The sequence below is a fragment of the Methanosarcina sp. DH2 genome, from assembly GCF_020804225.1.
In the GTDB taxonomy this organism is placed as follows: domain Archaea; phylum Halobacteriota; class Methanosarcinia; order Methanosarcinales; family Methanosarcinaceae; genus Methanosarcina.
The window spans coordinates 462,862-477,476 of record NZ_WJBI01000001.1 but is presented as its reverse complement, the minus strand read 5'-3'; the positions used below and the strand labels follow the sequence as shown (position 1 = coordinate 477,476).

The 14,615-nt window shown below is 44.0% G+C and carries 11 protein-coding genes; 5 read left to right on the top strand and 6 right to left on the bottom strand.

The window, feature by feature from the left end:
• The first annotated feature begins 315 nt into the window (after window positions 1-315).
• Window positions 316-2,451, top strand: coding sequence for a methionine--tRNA ligase (gene metG, locus FXV91_RS02030; protein WP_229387831.1), 2,136 nt, complete (start codon window positions 316-318; stop codon window positions 2,449-2,451).
• A 105-nt stretch (window positions 2,452-2,556) separates the two neighbouring features.
• Here metG and FXV91_RS02025 read toward each other — a convergent pair whose 3' ends face one another.
• From FXV91_RS02025 to FXV91_RS02000, 6 genes are all read right to left on the bottom strand, one after another.
• Window positions 2,557-3,021, bottom strand: coding sequence for a type IV pilin N-terminal domain-containing protein (locus tag FXV91_RS02025; protein WP_229387829.1), 465 nt, complete (start codon window positions 3,019-3,021; stop codon window positions 2,557-2,559).
• 249 nt (window positions 3,022-3,270) lie between these two features.
• Window positions 3,271-3,801: a class IV adenylate cyclase gene (cyaB, locus tag FXV91_RS02020; protein ID WP_229387827.1), complete on the bottom strand. Its 531-nt coding sequence runs from the start codon at window positions 3,799-3,801 to the stop codon at window positions 3,271-3,273.
• A gap of 91 nt (window positions 3,802-3,892) precedes the next feature.
• Entirely contained in the window at window positions 3,893-4,291 is a 399-nt protein-coding gene (locus FXV91_RS02015; protein ID WP_229387825.1) for a Zn-ribbon domain-containing OB-fold protein, read from the bottom strand.
• Between the two features lie 6 nt (window positions 4,292-4,297).
• Window positions 4,298-5,470 (bottom strand): thiolase domain-containing protein, encoded by a 1,173-nt coding sequence (locus FXV91_RS02010; protein ID WP_229387823.1) that lies wholly within the window; start codon window positions 5,468-5,470, stop codon window positions 4,298-4,300.
• A 15-nt stretch (window positions 5,471-5,485) separates the two neighbouring features.
• Window positions 5,486-6,535 (bottom strand): hydroxymethylglutaryl-CoA synthase, encoded by a 1,050-nt coding sequence (locus tag FXV91_RS02005; RefSeq protein WP_229387821.1) that lies wholly within the window; start codon window positions 6,533-6,535, stop codon window positions 5,486-5,488.
• Window positions 6,536-6,577: 42 nt separating this feature from the next.
• Window positions 6,578-7,318 (bottom strand): helix-turn-helix domain-containing protein, encoded by a 741-nt coding sequence (locus tag FXV91_RS02000; protein WP_229387819.1) that lies wholly within the window; start codon window positions 7,316-7,318, stop codon window positions 6,578-6,580.
• A 142-nt stretch (window positions 7,319-7,460) separates the two neighbouring features.
• Between FXV91_RS02000 and FXV91_RS01995 the strand changes: the two genes are divergently transcribed.
• The 4 genes from FXV91_RS01995 to FXV91_RS01980 all read left to right on the top strand — a co-directional run bounded on the left by FXV91_RS01995 (window position 7,461) and on the right by FXV91_RS01980 (window position 14,277).
• Complete coding sequence (locus FXV91_RS01995; protein ID WP_229387817.1) at window positions 7,461-8,279, top strand: Dna2/Cas4 domain-containing protein; 819 nt, start codon at window positions 7,461-7,463, stop codon at window positions 8,277-8,279.
• 690 nt (window positions 8,280-8,969) lie between these two features.
• Window positions 8,970-10,322 carry a PKD domain-containing protein gene (locus FXV91_RS01990; protein ID WP_229387815.1) on the top strand — a complete coding sequence of 451 codons (1,353 nt, stop codon included), beginning with the start codon at window positions 8,970-8,972 and terminating at the stop codon, window positions 10,320-10,322.
• Window positions 10,323-10,521: 199 nt separating this feature from the next.
• Window positions 10,522-11,856, top strand: a complete 1,335-nt coding sequence (locus tag FXV91_RS01985; protein WP_229387813.1) for a YncE family protein — start codon at window positions 10,522-10,524, stop codon at window positions 11,854-11,856.
• Between the two features lie 513 nt (window positions 11,857-12,369).
• Window positions 12,370-14,277 (top strand): phosphoadenosine phosphosulfate reductase family protein, encoded by a 1,908-nt coding sequence (locus tag FXV91_RS01980; RefSeq protein ID WP_229387811.1) that lies wholly within the window; start codon window positions 12,370-12,372, stop codon window positions 14,275-14,277.
• Window positions 14,278-14,615: the final 338 nt, after the last annotated feature.

The window sequence follows — 14,615 nt, the reverse complement described above, 5'->3', positions numbered from 1 at the left end:
TTTCTTGGGTTTGTTTTCTGATTTTCGGTCTATGCTACTTTACTGCTGAAAACTCCAGTTAATGGGGCAGGCAAATTCTCCTGGTAGAAGACTTGCCAGAAATATGTTTTTAAGAAGCCCGCAAATAAAAGTGTCAATTCAACAGGTCTGAATTGTCAGAGCAACTATTTATGTTTCTCTGCATTCTACCCTTCTTTATATAGGATTATCAACTATTCCTCAAATAAGTTACCTTGTAAACACAATAAGCGAAATATATTTCAGAATTGCAGTCATCCAGAATGGATACACTTATAAAAATATATGGAGATAAGAATGTCAGACTCATCCAGTAAACCCGTACTTGTCACCTGTGGCCTGCCTTATGCCAACGGCAAGGCTCATATCGGGCATCTCCGGACCTATGTGCCCGCCGATATTTTTGCCCGTTCCCTGCGGAAGGAAGGAAGGGAGGTCACTTTTGTTTGTGGCTCGGATACTCATGGCACCCCCATTGTAGTAAACGCCGAGGAGCTCGGGATCACCCCTAAAGAACTTGTAGAGATTTATCATAAACACTTTGACGAAACTTTCAAGCAGCTGGGAGTTTACTTTGATGCTTTTGGGACAACTGATGACCCTGAAAATCATCACCGGACTCTTGACATTGTAAACAGGCTGATTGAAAAAGATTATGTATATCCGAAAATTATAGAAATCGCTTACTGCCCAAAATGCAACCGTTTCCTTCCTGACCGTTATGTGGAAGGAGCCTGCCCTCACTGCGGAGAAACTGCCAGAGGCGATGAATGCGACCAGGGCTGCGGAAAACATCTGGAACCCGGAGAGCTTTATAACCCTGTATGTACTATTTGCGGAGGGCCTGCAGAGTACCGCCAGCAGGAACACTTCTTTTTCAAGCTTTCCGAATTCAGCGACTACCTGATGAATTATCTCTCAAATGACCTTGGGGGGACCGCCAATGCCATCAACTACGCACTTGGCTGGGTAAAGCAGGGGCTTACGGACTGGTGCATCACAAGGAACCTTGAATGGGGAGTTAAATTCCCTGGGCATGAAGACCTTGTGGTTTACGTCTGGGTGGACGCCCCTATAGGATACATGGCTTTCACCGAGGAATGGGCTGCGCAGGCAGGGGATTCCTGGGAAAAATTCTGGAAAGGGGACGGGGAAATAATCCACTTCATTGGAGGAGACATCACTTACCACCACTGTATCTTCTGGCCTGCCATGCTTAAAGGCGCAGACTATTCAGTGCCTACAGCCGTTGTAGCTTCAGGCATGGTCAAAATAGAAGACAGGAAATTTTCCAAGACCAGAGGCTATGTTGTCTGGGTAGGGGAAGATTACCTTGACCACGGTTTCTCTCCGGATCTCCTCAGGTACTACCTGGCAAGCTACACCTCCCATACAAAGGAACTGAACTTCTCCTGGCGAGTGCTTCAGGAAAAAATCAACACCGAACTGGTGGCTGTATTCGGAAATTTCCTGTACAGGACTATGCTCTTTGCTTTCAAGAACTATGGAGAAGTCCCTGAAGGGAATCTCGAACCTGAAGTAAGAGCAGAAATAGAAAAGGCTCTAAAAGAGATAAAAGCGGCAATGGCTGAGTATGAGTTTAAAAAAGCTGTTGATTCTGCCATGACTCTTGCGTCTTTCGGGAACACTTATTTCCAGTCCCACGAGCCCTGGAGCCTTATAAAGGAAGACAGAGCAGCTTGCGGACGTGTTCTCTACAACTGCCTCCACCTGGCAAAAGCCCTGACGATTATATTTGAACCCGTTATTCCGAAGACTATGGAAACAGCCTGGAAAGGGCTCGGGCAGGAAACTGATGTGCATGCCGCGCAGTATGAAGAAGCCCTCGTGCCCCTGAAGGTAGGCACAAAACTTGCAAAGCCTGAGATCCTCTTTACCAAGCTCGAAGATGACAGGATAGGAGAGATGGAAGAAATTGCAAACCAGCGTGTAAAAGCCGCAAATGCAAAGAAAAATGCAGCAAAGGGAGGAGAAAAGGAGCCTTCGAAGTCCGAAGGAATGGGACCTGCGGAAGAGGTAAAACCAGCCGAAAAAGCCGGAAAGGCCTTAAAAGCCGAAGAAGTAGAGGAAAAAGAAGTCCTTCCCCTGATAGATTATGAAGATTTTGCAAAGCTTGACATAAGGGTGGGAAAGGTCCTCCTTGCAGAGCCCATAAAGAAGTCAAAAAAGCTCCTGCGTGTTGAGGTTGATATAGGTGAAGCAAAACCAAGGCAGCTTGTTGCAGGCATGGCTTCCTATTATGCCCCCGAAGAGCTTATCGGGAAAAATGTAGTCATACTCGCCAACCTGAAACCTGTAAAACTCTGCGGAGTTGAGTCAAACGGCATGATGCTCGCAGCTGATGACTGCGAAGCGATCGTAGCAGCCCTGATGCCGGATAAAGAGATAAAGTCAGGTTCCAGAATAAGGTAAATTTAAAAAGATAAAAAAGTAAAAAGTAAAATGTGAAAGTTAGATATCTTGTCTTCGTGCCCGTACGTATATATTGCGGGCATGAAAGACAATCGTACGGACTGATCAGACCACTACTTCCTGCCTTAAGACCATAAGCCTTTTCTGTCCGTCAATTACTTTTAAAACAATTTTATCCCCTGCAGTTATATTATCGAGTTTGCCAATATTTTCAGGATACCTGGGAGTCAGGTAAAGGCTTAATGTGTCCCCAGCAGTTATGGTTGTGCCGTACAAATGGGAAATATTCAGTTCGAAACTATCTCCTTTGACTTCTACAAGGACTTTTGTATCATTCTGAAAGGTAAATGGCTCTCCACCGTTGTGTTCAAGCTTTATCAGGTTTCCCTCAAGTTCTCCACCATCGAGCCTGCCGCCCATTCCAAGACCTGTTGAATATGACTGTAAAATTCCTGTAATACTACTGGAACCTATAGCATATGCAAAAATAATAGTTAAGAGAGTTAATAAAGCGACCCCAACAACCGGTGAAACAGCTCTTTTGTTGTTTAAAATCTCTGCCGCACTCATTTTCCACTCCAAATCCAAAATAATCTATGGAATATTAGCAGCTCCCCGTATATAAAATATGAGAGTGTGGAATAGTAGAAAATTAAGATTGTTGAATATATAGACTGGACACAATAAAGAAAAAGATGAATAGAAAAGAGAACTAAGAGAGAAGAAGACAGATAAGAAAGGGGAGGAGGATAAGAAAAGAAGAATAAGAGTATAAAACGAAAAGATTTCAGAACAGTTACTCTTTCTAGTTAAGGGCTTTCAGTTCTTCTTTTCGAATACCATTTCAAGATAAGAAGTGCGGATAGAATCTTTTTCATCGACTCCAAACCGAGATAAAAATTTAAATAATTGGTCCCTTGAACTTTCGAGATCTTTTTCGTCACTAACATTAATCTCTACTTCCAGGAACTCCCCGAGTCCTTCGACTGCATCAAGACAGATAGTAATCCCTCCTGCGCTGAAGATTTCTCTTTTTTTGCGGACTACACCAGCTTCCGAGAACCCCAGAGCTTGAAAAATTTTTGCTGTTGTAGCCTCATCTACAGGAGTTTCGAGCTCTTCTCTGGTTTTGGAGACTTTATCGAGTTTAGGACCTTTATAGGTCAGCACAGCCTGGCCGCCCAGAGAACGGATCCTGAGAGCCTCATCCGTCTTTGCAAAATCCCGGTATGGGGCTGCAAAATAGGTATCTGACTGTTCTTCAATTCCAATTTTATTTGCCCCAATTTCCTCAAGGAGAGGGCGGATCTTTGAGTGATCCGCTCTTACCTTGACTTCCACTTCAATCATAGTTTAATACATCTCCAATTCGATCCGGAAGGCCCGGAAAAATCCTCACTTTAACGAATTATTATCGGAATCCAGAAGAATCCGGACCCTTTCAGGCATCTGCAGGGACGAACTTGGTACCGTAGTAAATCATACCGCGTTCACCGTCTTCCCCGAGCTTACGGAAAACGGGTTTTACCCTCATTCCGATATGCATTTTTTCGGGTTCACCAACTACCTGGGATGTCAGACTGGGCCCTTCATCCAGCTTGATGATTGCAAGTGTATAGGGAGACTGGTTTTCAAAACCTTCCGCAGCCGTGTGAATCAAAGTATAGCTTACGATTTCGCCGGTGCCTTTGAATTTGAAAGATTCGAGTTCACCCGTACGCCTGCAGTTTACGCAAACATTACGAGGTGGATAGAAATATTCCCCACATTCCTTGCAGCGAGTTCCTTCAAGGTTGTACCTGCTGCCGAGGTTTCTCCAGAATCTTGGAACAGAAGACATCGAATATCACCTCTCCCTCGAGAAAATATGTACTACTGCAGTCGCTCCTGACCCTCCTACATTATGGGTCATTCCATACTTAGCTCCTGCTACCTGGCGCTTGCCTGCATCCCCACGAAGCTGGGTTACAATCTCCACAGCCTGCTTTACGCCTGTTGCTCCCACGGGATGTCCGCAGGCTTTCAGGCCGCCGGATGTGTTTACAGGGATCCGACCCCCAATTGCTGTTTCTCCATTTGCGGTGACAATTCCACCTTTTCCTTTCTCTGCAAATCCCAGGTCTTCAATTGCACAGATCTCGGCAATGGTGAAGCAGTCGTGGACCTCGACCAAGTCGATGTCTTCAGGCTTCAATTTTGCCATGGAGTATGCCCTCTTTGCAGCCACCACAGTTGCATCCAGAGTTGTGATATCCCTTCTGTCATGCAGGGCAATTGTGTCACTTGCCTGTGCTGTTGCCTTAATGTAAATGGGTGTGTCAGTATACTTGTGGGCAACATCTGCAGGAGCCAGAACAAGTGCAGATGCCCCATCTGTTATTGGGGAACAGTCAAAGATATGTAAGGGATCAGCTACCATTATTGATTTCAGTACATCATCTACGGTAATTTTGTTCTTGTACTGAGCAATGGGATTGAAACACCCATTTTTATGGTTTTTTACGGCTACTTCTGCAAGCTGTTCGCTTGTACTCCCATACCTGTGCATGTGCAGTTTTGCGATCATTGCATAAAGCCCGGGGAATGTTGCTCCTGCCATGCCTTCCCATTCCCGGTCAGCAGCTGCTGCAAGAGCTGAAGATGCTTCTTCAGACCCGACATCAGTCATCTTTTCTGCCCCAGCTGCAACCACAATGTCGCTGTATCCTGAAGCGACAGTTATTATAGCCTGGCGCAGGGCAAGCCCTCCTGATGCACAGGCAGCTTCCACTCTAGTAGCCGGAACATGGAGGTTCCTTGAAAGCCCTGAATAGTCCGCGATAAGGGCACCTATATGCTCCTGGTCAACAAAGCGGCCTCCACTCATGTTTCCAATGTAAAGGGCATCTATATCTTTTCCGCTTACGCCTGCATCTTCGATTGCTCCGATTCCGGCTTCTACGACTATGTCTCTAAGGGAGCGCTCCCAGAGTTCCCCGAATTTTGTATTTTTTACTCCGATAATTGCTACGTCTCTCATGTATTCACCCCGTTTTCAAGCCAGGCGGATTTTACCTTTATGTCTGGCATACCTTGCATAGTCGATGTATATAGGATCCTTGATAAGTTCGGAAACCGTTGGAGCCCTGTTTCGGATTTCCTCAATCCTGTCAGTAACTATTATGCTGAAAGCATCGGACCCTGCTCCGGACCCGAAGGCAGTTGCGAAAATCCGATCCCCGGGCTTTGCCTGGTCAAGGGTTGCAGCGATTCCCATAAGACAGGAACCCGAATAGGTATTGCCTATTTTTGGAACAACAAGTCCCGGAGTAATCTGGGCTTTTGTGAACCCCAGCATCTTTGCAGCCTTGCTAGGGAACTTCCCGTTTGGCTGGTGGAAGACCGCATAATCATAATCTTCAGGCTTTGTCCCGAGTTTTTTAAGAAGACCATTTGCACCGTTTGTCACGTGCTTGAAGTACCCGGGCTCTCCCGTAAAACGTCCTCCATGTTCAGGGTAAGGCATTCCTTCCCTTCTCCAGAAGTCAGGAGTATCGGTTGTAAAAGAGTACGTATCTTCAATGATTGCGGCAAGCTCGGATTCTTTTCTCCCGATGAGGCAGGCGACTCCTCCTGCTGCGGCAGTGTACTCCAGGGCATCACTGGGGGCTCCCTGAGAAACGTCTGCTCCTATAGCCATGCCAAGGTCAATCATTCCGGAACCCACCAGCCCCATACATGCCTGTACTGCGGCTGTTCCCGCCTTACATGCAAACTCAAAGTCTGCTGCAGTCATTTCGGGGGTTGCGCTGATCGCCTGGGCTACGATAGTGCTTGTTGGCTTTACAGCGTAGGGATGACTTTCTGAACCTGTGTATACCGCCCCGATTCTGGAGGGATCAACGCCGCTTCTTGCCATTGCATATCTTGCAGCTTCCACTGCAATCGTTGCTGCGTCTTCGTCGACATCAGGTACGGATTTTTCATACACCATGAGGCCATTTTTGAGAGCCTCTGCGTCATCACCCCAGAGCCGGGCAATCTCTTCAATTTTTATACGGTATCTCGGAACATATGCACCGTAAGATACAATTCCAATAGTCATTTGTTCACCTGTTTTTGAGTGTTTAGGGCATCTTTCAGGGGGTCATTCCCTTGCAGAGTATTGACTGTATTTTTTCAGTAACTGCACAATCTGATCGAGATCCATTGTAGTTGCGACCAGGGGGACACGGTCTACTTCCGCCATCTTGACTGCAACAGGTTCGACATCTTCTTTACGGAGCCCGTGGAGCACAACAGCTCCGGGTTTCAGGTTGGTGACCCGGATAGCTACCAGAGGGGACTTTCCGGTAGTAACCTTTGTAAAGATCATGGCTCTGTCCGTACTCCAGCCATAGAGCTTCTGGAATTCGTGGGAAGAAAGTTCCAGGACCGCCCGCTGGCTGTCGATGACAGAAAAACCATATAGAGGCCTCTCAGCTCCTTTATAGACAACATCGCCTTCAATAAGGTTAACCAGTTTAGCAAGCTGTATCGGGAGAGTATACTCATAGGTTGAGTAGATGGATTTTGAGTTGCTTTCGGCGTTAAGTATCGATTCGTAGGTGTGAATCTTTTTGCCTCCCCGCTCAATATCTACTTCAAGCAGGGATTCCACAATCTTCCGGACTATCATCGTCCCCGGAGACTTTCGCCTCCCGCTTTCATAATCGCTGATAACAGAAGGAGAAACCTTAAGGTAATTTGCAATATCGGTCTGGGATATCTCAAAATTTAATCTCCACTTTTTCAGTGACTCTCCGGGTTTTTCAGAGAGTGTGATATCTCCAGCCATTTTTTCTGCCAGGCGGTTGCGCAGATTTTCTGAGGAATCGTTGGATGTCATGACTTACTTAATCTAAGAGGAAGCATTACCATATATATCTAACGAATGCGAGTTCGGCAATTGTCGCATAGGTTTAACTATCAGATAAGAGCGAGATCTTCCCCAAAAAATTTATAAGAGATGTGAAAGAAATTGGAATGTAATGCCTGCAGATTCACGGAACCCCGAGATAAGCGTTTCTGACCTTCTTCTGTATATCAACTGCCCGCGGCGCGTATACTTTGTCAGCCGTGGATTTGAACTGCTTCCGGAAATAAACGCTTCACGGCTCGAGAGAATGCTCCTGAAAGAGCTCTCCCTGAATTATCCTGAAATTGTGAAAAAGTGTTCGTTAAACGCCGATACCCTTTGTAAAGAACTTGAATCTGCCCTTAATCAGGCATGTGAAGACCTCCCACTAATGTTTCCGAGGGAATTTGCACGCATAGAGGAAGGAATACTGGAAGAAGCGAACGCGCGGGCAAGAGCTAAAATTCCGGAAATTGCAGCTAACCTTCTCAGAGGACTTGAAGAATATGGAAAAGACCCTATGCTTGCGGCACTTACACCTGTTAAAACCGAGCCATTTCTTTTATCGGAAAAACTTAATCTGAAGGGTGTTCCGTCCAAGCTTGTCTGTTTCGAGGGCATGAATGTTCCCTCGATTATAAAACCGGGAAACTGTCCTGTTCAGGGGGTGTGGGCATCTGACCGGATGCACGTCACATCACTTGCCCTTCTGCTTGAAGCCGAGTTCGGAGGGGAAGTCCCCTTCGCCTTTGTCGAGTATGTAAGTTTCGGGCTGCTCCGAAAAGTAGTGATCCGAAGTTCGGACCGCAGAGAGGTATTAAAAATCTGCAGGCGTGTGGAGAAAATAAAAGCCGGATTCATGCCTGAGAAAACGGAAGAAAAGTTCTGTACGGAATGCACTTTTTCAGAGAACTGTGTTTCGAATCCATCCCTTATGTCCAAATTTTTCTAAACCGGGAATAGACGGAAAAAGTTACAGCACAATAAAAAAGGCAAAAACCGGAAGAAAGTAAACTACCGGGGTAATAGAAGATAAATCTCAAAGGCACTAATGAAGAGGCTAAAAACGAACCTGTTGCTCTGTAATGAGTTGTAAGGACTTTTTTCGAATTTGACTGAACAGTTCGTATCTTCCTTAAAACAACATCTCTCATTTTTTGAGTCAAAGAATGCACTTGCATTGGATATGAGTATATAAGTTTTCTATCCAAGGTTTCAAACAATTCGTCCTATTAAATAATACATCTGGAAAAAGAAATCATAAATCCAGCGTCCTTTCAGATTGTTTGATAGAATGGACAGAAAACTTATAAGGATTTAGGTAAGAGGAATTTATGGAGTTCAAATAAACTTTCCACAACTACCAGTAAATATGGTCTATTGGGATGAATAAAATTCAGATGGTAGTCTGGGTACTATCATCGATTCCAAGTTATGGTAATAAAACTGCATTTTGAAATCAACGCTAGTCAATGAGTTTCCCATAAAAGAACCACAAATGAACATGAATAAACACAAGCTGAAACTATCTGTGGTCGTCTATATTTACCATGGTTTGATGAGGATAACGGAATCGGGGACACTGGAATTATTAACTTTTTTCGTATGAAAAAAGGTAGCGATAAATCTTTAGAGGTAATAAATGATAACTAACAAAAAATTAGATTTAATAGTCTTAGTTACAATATTCCTGATTTTACTTTTAATTCTCGTTTTATCCACGGCATCTGCAGCTACTGCACAAAATGTTTCCACCACAATCGCCGAAACTCGGATCACCAATAGCGGATCAGCAGGCAGCCCTGCTATCTATGGTAACTGGATAGTATGGGAGGATTACAGAAATGGAAACGCCGATATCTACATGTATGATCTATCCACTCAAAAAGAAACTCAGATAACAACAAACGAATCCATGCAATGGTGTCCTGATATCTATGGAAATCGTATAGTATGGGAGGAGCATGAGCGAGGTGGAAACGACGATATCTACATGTATGATCTCCCTACTTTTTCGGAAACTCAGATAACCACCAATAACTCAACTCAAAATCTTCCTGCTATCTACGGAGACATAATTGTGTGGCAGGATCGTCGCAATGAAGACGGAGATATTTACATGTACGATATCTCAACTTCAAAAGAAACCAAAATTACTACCAGTAAATCCGAACAGTGGGGAAGACCTGCTATTTATGGAGATAGAATAGTATGGACAGATAGCAGCAACGGATACGATATTTACATGTATGATCTCTCCACTTCCAGGGAGACGCAGATAACCACTAATGGATTAGGTCAGGAGTATCCTGCTATCTACGAGGACAGAATAGTTTGGGTAGATTGGCGCAATAGAAACTCCGATATTTATATGTATAATCTTTCTACTTCCAAAGAAACTCGGATCAGCACCAGTGGATTAGCATTCAATCCTGCTATCTATGGTAACTGGATAGTATGGCAGGATTCCAGAAACGGAAACAGAAACATATATTACAAAAATGGAAACAGGGATATCTACGTTTACGATTTATCCACTCAAAAAGAGACTCAGGTCACAACCAGTAAATCAGATCAGATAAATCCATCTATTTATGGGAACAGAATAGTATGGGAGGATTATTGCAATGGCGATGAAAGCCCTGATATCTACATGTGTACTCTCAATTCAAGTCCCCTTATAGTCTCTTTCTCTACGTCTTCCACATATGAAAACAAATCTCTGAAAGTCTGTTTTACTGACAATACTGCAGGCGAACCTGCTGCATGGGAGTGGAATTTTGGGGACGGAACTAACTCAACCGAACAGAATCCTGAGCATATATATTCAACAGAAGGGAACTACACAGTAACACTTACAGCAAGTAATGGAAATGGAACAGACACGAATATAAGCGAGATAAAAGTACAAAGTGCTCTCCCAACAACCCCAGGTGGATTCAATTTTTTTATTTTTTTAAGTATTATATCATACCTCTTCAAAAGGTCAACCTGAGCTAACATCTATTTTCACCGAATCATCAAACAATCAAGAATAAGAAGTAACTGTAGACTCGAAACAATTGAGCTGATCCCAAAACTCAGAGTACGTCACAAAGTCTTGACATGAAATGTAGAAAAAGACATTTTTTTCTCAAGATAGTGGTAATTAAAACCCAAACTCCACAAAATACACCCAAGAGGCATGACTGGCAATGTCTAATAAACTACGCAGAGAAGATATCCTCATAAGAGTTTTTGGAATAACTGTATTTGCGATATTAATACTGGTGGGCGTCGCGGTTGCAGCTCCATTTGCATATGTGACAAGTATAGGAATCGACACTGGCACTGTTTTTGTAATTGACACAGCAACTAACAATCTTACAGCCGTGGTGCCTATAGAAGGCTGGGCTGGACAAGCAGCAATCAATCCTGCAGGAACAAAGGTATATGTGACGGACTCATCAGGATTCAGCACCACTGTCTCTGTAATTGACACAGCGACAAATAAGGTTGATGCAGTAGTGGATGTAGGAGGCTATCCTTTGGGAGTTGCAGTTAACCCTAAAGGATCAAGGGTTTATGTGACGGTCCGTGACAGCCCCACTATTTCCGTGATTAACACAGTAATTGGCACATCTACAAACACTGTAATGGACCCGGTTAATGTGGGGATGATTTCTTCTGAAGTTGCATTTACACCGGATGGGAAAAAAATCTATGCTACAAATAATCGAAACAACACTACTTCTGTAATTGATGTGGCTACAAAAAAAGTTACAGCTATTGTACCTGTAGGAGATTATCCTACTGATATTGCAGTTAGCTCTGATGGAAATAAGGTTTATGTGATTAATTCAGGCAGTAACAATGTTTCTGTAATTGACACAGCTACAAACAATGTTACCGGAAGTGTACCTGTAGGAGACGGCCCCAGTGATATTGCAGTCAGTCCTGATGGAAAAAAGGCATATGTGACAAATTGGCAAAGTAACAATGTTTCTATAATTAACACAGCAACAAATACTGTTACAGCCACAGTGCCTGTAGGATTAACTCCTTTTGGAGTTGCAGTCACCCCAGATGGAAAAAAAGTATATGTGGCAAACTCTGCCGTATACTCCGGTGACTACGAAGCTAATGTCTCGGTAATTGACACAGCCATAAACACTGTTACAGCGACTGTGAATACAGGAAAATATGCTATGAACTGTCCTGTTGGAGTTGTCATTGGACCTTTTAGAAGTTCTGACATGACTGATCAAAGAATAAAGGCAACCTACAATGAAACTGACCAGAGTACAATGGAGACTTTAAACGCAACTGAAGACAAAGGAGTTGAAGAAACTAACTTATCATCATCTGAAGAAAAAAACGCTGTCGAACTCAATAATTCAACCAATAATAATTCTGAATCTAATAAAGGTGGTAGATCAGGTGGAGATAAATCAAGCAAAAATAACTCTACTCCAGGTTTTGGATTATTGGGAAGCTTGACCTGCCTTTATGGAGGATGGAAACTCAGGAAGGAGGAAGTGCCAAAATAGGTTTTGCTGTCGTTACTTATCGAACTGAAATTCTTATTGGATTAATTCTAGAATGGTTTTACTAAACGTGGTGGATATTACATAGGAGTGGATTTATTATGAAGAAATCAAGTTATCGAATATTGTTTATCGCTTGCTTTGCCTTTTTTTTTATTTTGAATTTTCTAAATGTGATTGGTCAACCTGATTTATCAATTATAATAGCAATAATTATTGCGGCTTTAATGGAATCTCTTATTCCTTATTTAATTATAATTCTGATTATACATATCATAAATCGTGACAGCAGACCATATTGAATTACTCCATAGAATTTACGCACCCTAGATAAAAATCAAATACAACAAACATCAGGGTTTAACTTCACATTTTAGACATTTGACAGTTTAATGCTACTTTTTTCATTTAAAATGCGGAAGTCCTATCCCAGTTGCAAAATCAATTTGATTTTAAGACAGGCTCTCAGGAAAAGCCAAAGCCTTTTAAAGGTGAACCTCTCTCAATCTGCGTGACATGTCCAGACCAGCATACCTTGGCAAAATGCTCCTGCACTGGTGCGATGCCTGCAATGTGCCTGTGCTCGGAAAACAGTGTGGGTGCGGCAATAGAACAAAAAAAGTTGAGGTAACTCCTCCAGGGGATATTCGCCCGGCTTTTGATTACGATATAAGGCGGATAAATTCCGTTTCTGACAAACAATTTAATGCTCCTCTTATCCCCGAAGGTCACCTTGTGGTGCTTAATAAAGCTCCTTATGAAGACCGGATGGATGAAATCATAGTGGATGGAGAAGTCCTTGCATCTATCAGGTTCGAAATAGAAAACTGCACATGGGTTCTTCTCCCCAGGCTTGAAGGAGCCCGGCGGCTTTTCCAGGGAAGGGAAAGGAAAGAGCTGAAAAAATGGGTGGTTATCGAGCAGGAAATTATGCCTTTTATCCTGAAAAAAGGGGCAAGTGTCCTGGCTCCCGGAGTCCTTGATGCAGACCCTGAGATCGAAAAAGAGGACGAGGTTGTTGTCCTTATCCCTTCAGGAGAGGTAGTTTGCTGCGGGAGAGCACGGCTGACAGGAAAGGAGATGCTTGAAGAAAAGCGCGGGAACGCGGTAAAGCCGCGCTGGAGTGCGGAGCCCGAAGCTGCAAAAACCCTCGAACCGGGAAGAAACTGGGATGATGCCGTAAAAGCCAATGAGAAAATTCTTGACTCTATGATAGAAGACGCTCATGCTTTCATAAGAAACGTTTCCGGGAGTATGGACCTGAAAGTCAGCGTATCCTATTCCGGAGGCAAGGACAGCCTTGCAGTGCTGCAACTTGTGGATGAAACTCTGGACGATTATGAATTGATGTTTGCAGATACAGGGCTTGAGTTTCCGGAAACTCTTGAAAACGTCAGAAAGGTTGCAGAATATTATGGAAAAACCCTGAGGACAGCGAGCGCAGGAGATTCCTTCTGGGAATCCATAGGAGTTTTCGGGCCTCCGACAATGGACACGCGCTGGTGCTGCAAGATATGCAAACTTGGACCTATTACCAGGTTGATTGATGAAAACTATGAAGGAGGCTGCCTGAGCTTCATAGGGCAACGCCAGTACGAATCCCATGCTCGGTCCATCAGTAAGAGGGTCTGGAAAAACCCCTGGGTAGGAAACCAGGTTGGGGCATCTCCCATACAGGAATGGACAGCCCTGCACATCTGGCTCTACCTCTTCAGGACAGAGGCTCCCTATAATCCTGCTTATGAAAAAGGGTATGACCGAATGGGATGCTGGCTCTGTCCTTCTTCGTCCCTATCCGACTTTTTCCAGCTTGAGGAAAGCCATCCTGAACTTGCAAAAAAGCTCAATTCTCACCTTCAGGCTTATGCAGAGAAGATGGGGCTTTCTCCTGAATGGGTGAAGTACGGCTTATGGCGCTATAAGCGCTACCCGAAGGTACTGCAGGAACTTGCGGACAAAAAGGAGATTTCCCTGCTCCCTTCTCAGGATGCCCCAAAAGAACTCCAATTTGAAGTCGCCACAGGATACAGACCCTGCAAAGCAGGAGGAATTTCTGCGGATGGAAGTTTCGGGCAGGCAATAGATATAGGAGGAACTCTGGAAGAAAGTGGCATGCTTTCCCCTGCAGGTAAGGTCTCCTTCATAGAAGGGGCTGCTTCTGTTGCCATGGGTGAATCAAGAGCCCAGGTTTTTGCTTCAGGAAATGTGAACGGAAGAAGTGAAAACGAAAAAACACTAAAAAAGCTAATGCGTATGGTCGAGTTCTCAGTGCGGAGAGCTGTTCTCTGCCAGGGATGTGGAGTCTGTGTAGGGCACTGCAAGCACAGCGCAATTGAAATGAAAGGAAAAAGAGCCTGGATAAGGGATAGCTGCACCCACTGCGGAGCCTGTATAGAAGTCTGCCCGCTTGTGAAATTTATGTGAATATTATTCGTGTTAGATGTTCAGTATCCGGTGTTAGAGTTCCAGTATCCGTCATTAAACGCTCAGGTTGTCCACAAACAATAGCCTGATATTATTACGGGCAGCCTGACCGGCATCTCCAGTTTATTTCTTGTGCAGTGCCGCTGACCCAGGTTTTTTTCTATATGTGCAGAGCTGTAGCCGGCCAGCTAACTAGAGAAAAAATGACCCTGGGTAAACCTGCATTCTTTTTGAGATGGACAGAATACTGTAGAGAACTACCCCCGAATAGAGGAACTATTTTTATCTATATGTTTATGGAAATGTTTCCGTCAGTTCGTCTGGCACCCATCGAAAAA

Coding starts and splice junctions, on each gene's coding strand:
- cyaB (WP_229387827.1), bottom strand. CDS start 3,801: ATGATTGAAGTGGAAGTCAAGGTAAGAGCGGATCACTCAAAGATCCGC.
- metG (WP_229387831.1), top strand. CDS start 316: ATGTCAGACTCATCCAGTAAACCCGTACTTGTCACCTGTGGCCTGCCT.
- FXV91_RS01985 (WP_229387813.1), top strand. CDS start 10,522: ATGTCTAATAAACTACGCAGAGAAGATATCCTCATAAGAGTTTTTGGA.
- FXV91_RS02010 (WP_229387823.1), bottom strand. CDS start 5,470: ATGAGAGACGTAGCAATTATCGGAGTAAAAAATACAAAATTCGGGGAA.
- FXV91_RS02015 (WP_229387825.1), bottom strand. CDS start 4,291: ATGTCTTCTGTTCCAAGATTCTGGAGAAACCTCGGCAGCAGGTACAAC.
- FXV91_RS01995 (WP_229387817.1), top strand. CDS start 7,461: ATGCCTGCAGATTCACGGAACCCCGAGATAAGCGTTTCTGACCTTCTT.
- FXV91_RS01990 (WP_229387815.1), top strand. CDS start 8,970: ATGATAACTAACAAAAAATTAGATTTAATAGTCTTAGTTACAATATTC.
- FXV91_RS01980 (WP_229387811.1), top strand. CDS start 12,370: ATGTCCAGACCAGCATACCTTGGCAAAATGCTCCTGCACTGGTGCGAT.
- FXV91_RS02025 (WP_229387829.1), bottom strand. CDS start 3,021: ATGAGTGCGGCAGAGATTTTAAACAACAAAAGAGCTGTTTCACCGGTT.
- FXV91_RS02005 (WP_229387821.1), bottom strand. CDS start 6,535: ATGACTATTGGAATTGTATCTTACGGTGCATATGTTCCGAGATACCGT.
- FXV91_RS02000 (WP_229387819.1), bottom strand. CDS start 7,318: ATGACATCCAACGATTCCTCAGAAAATCTGCGCAACCGCCTGGCAGAA.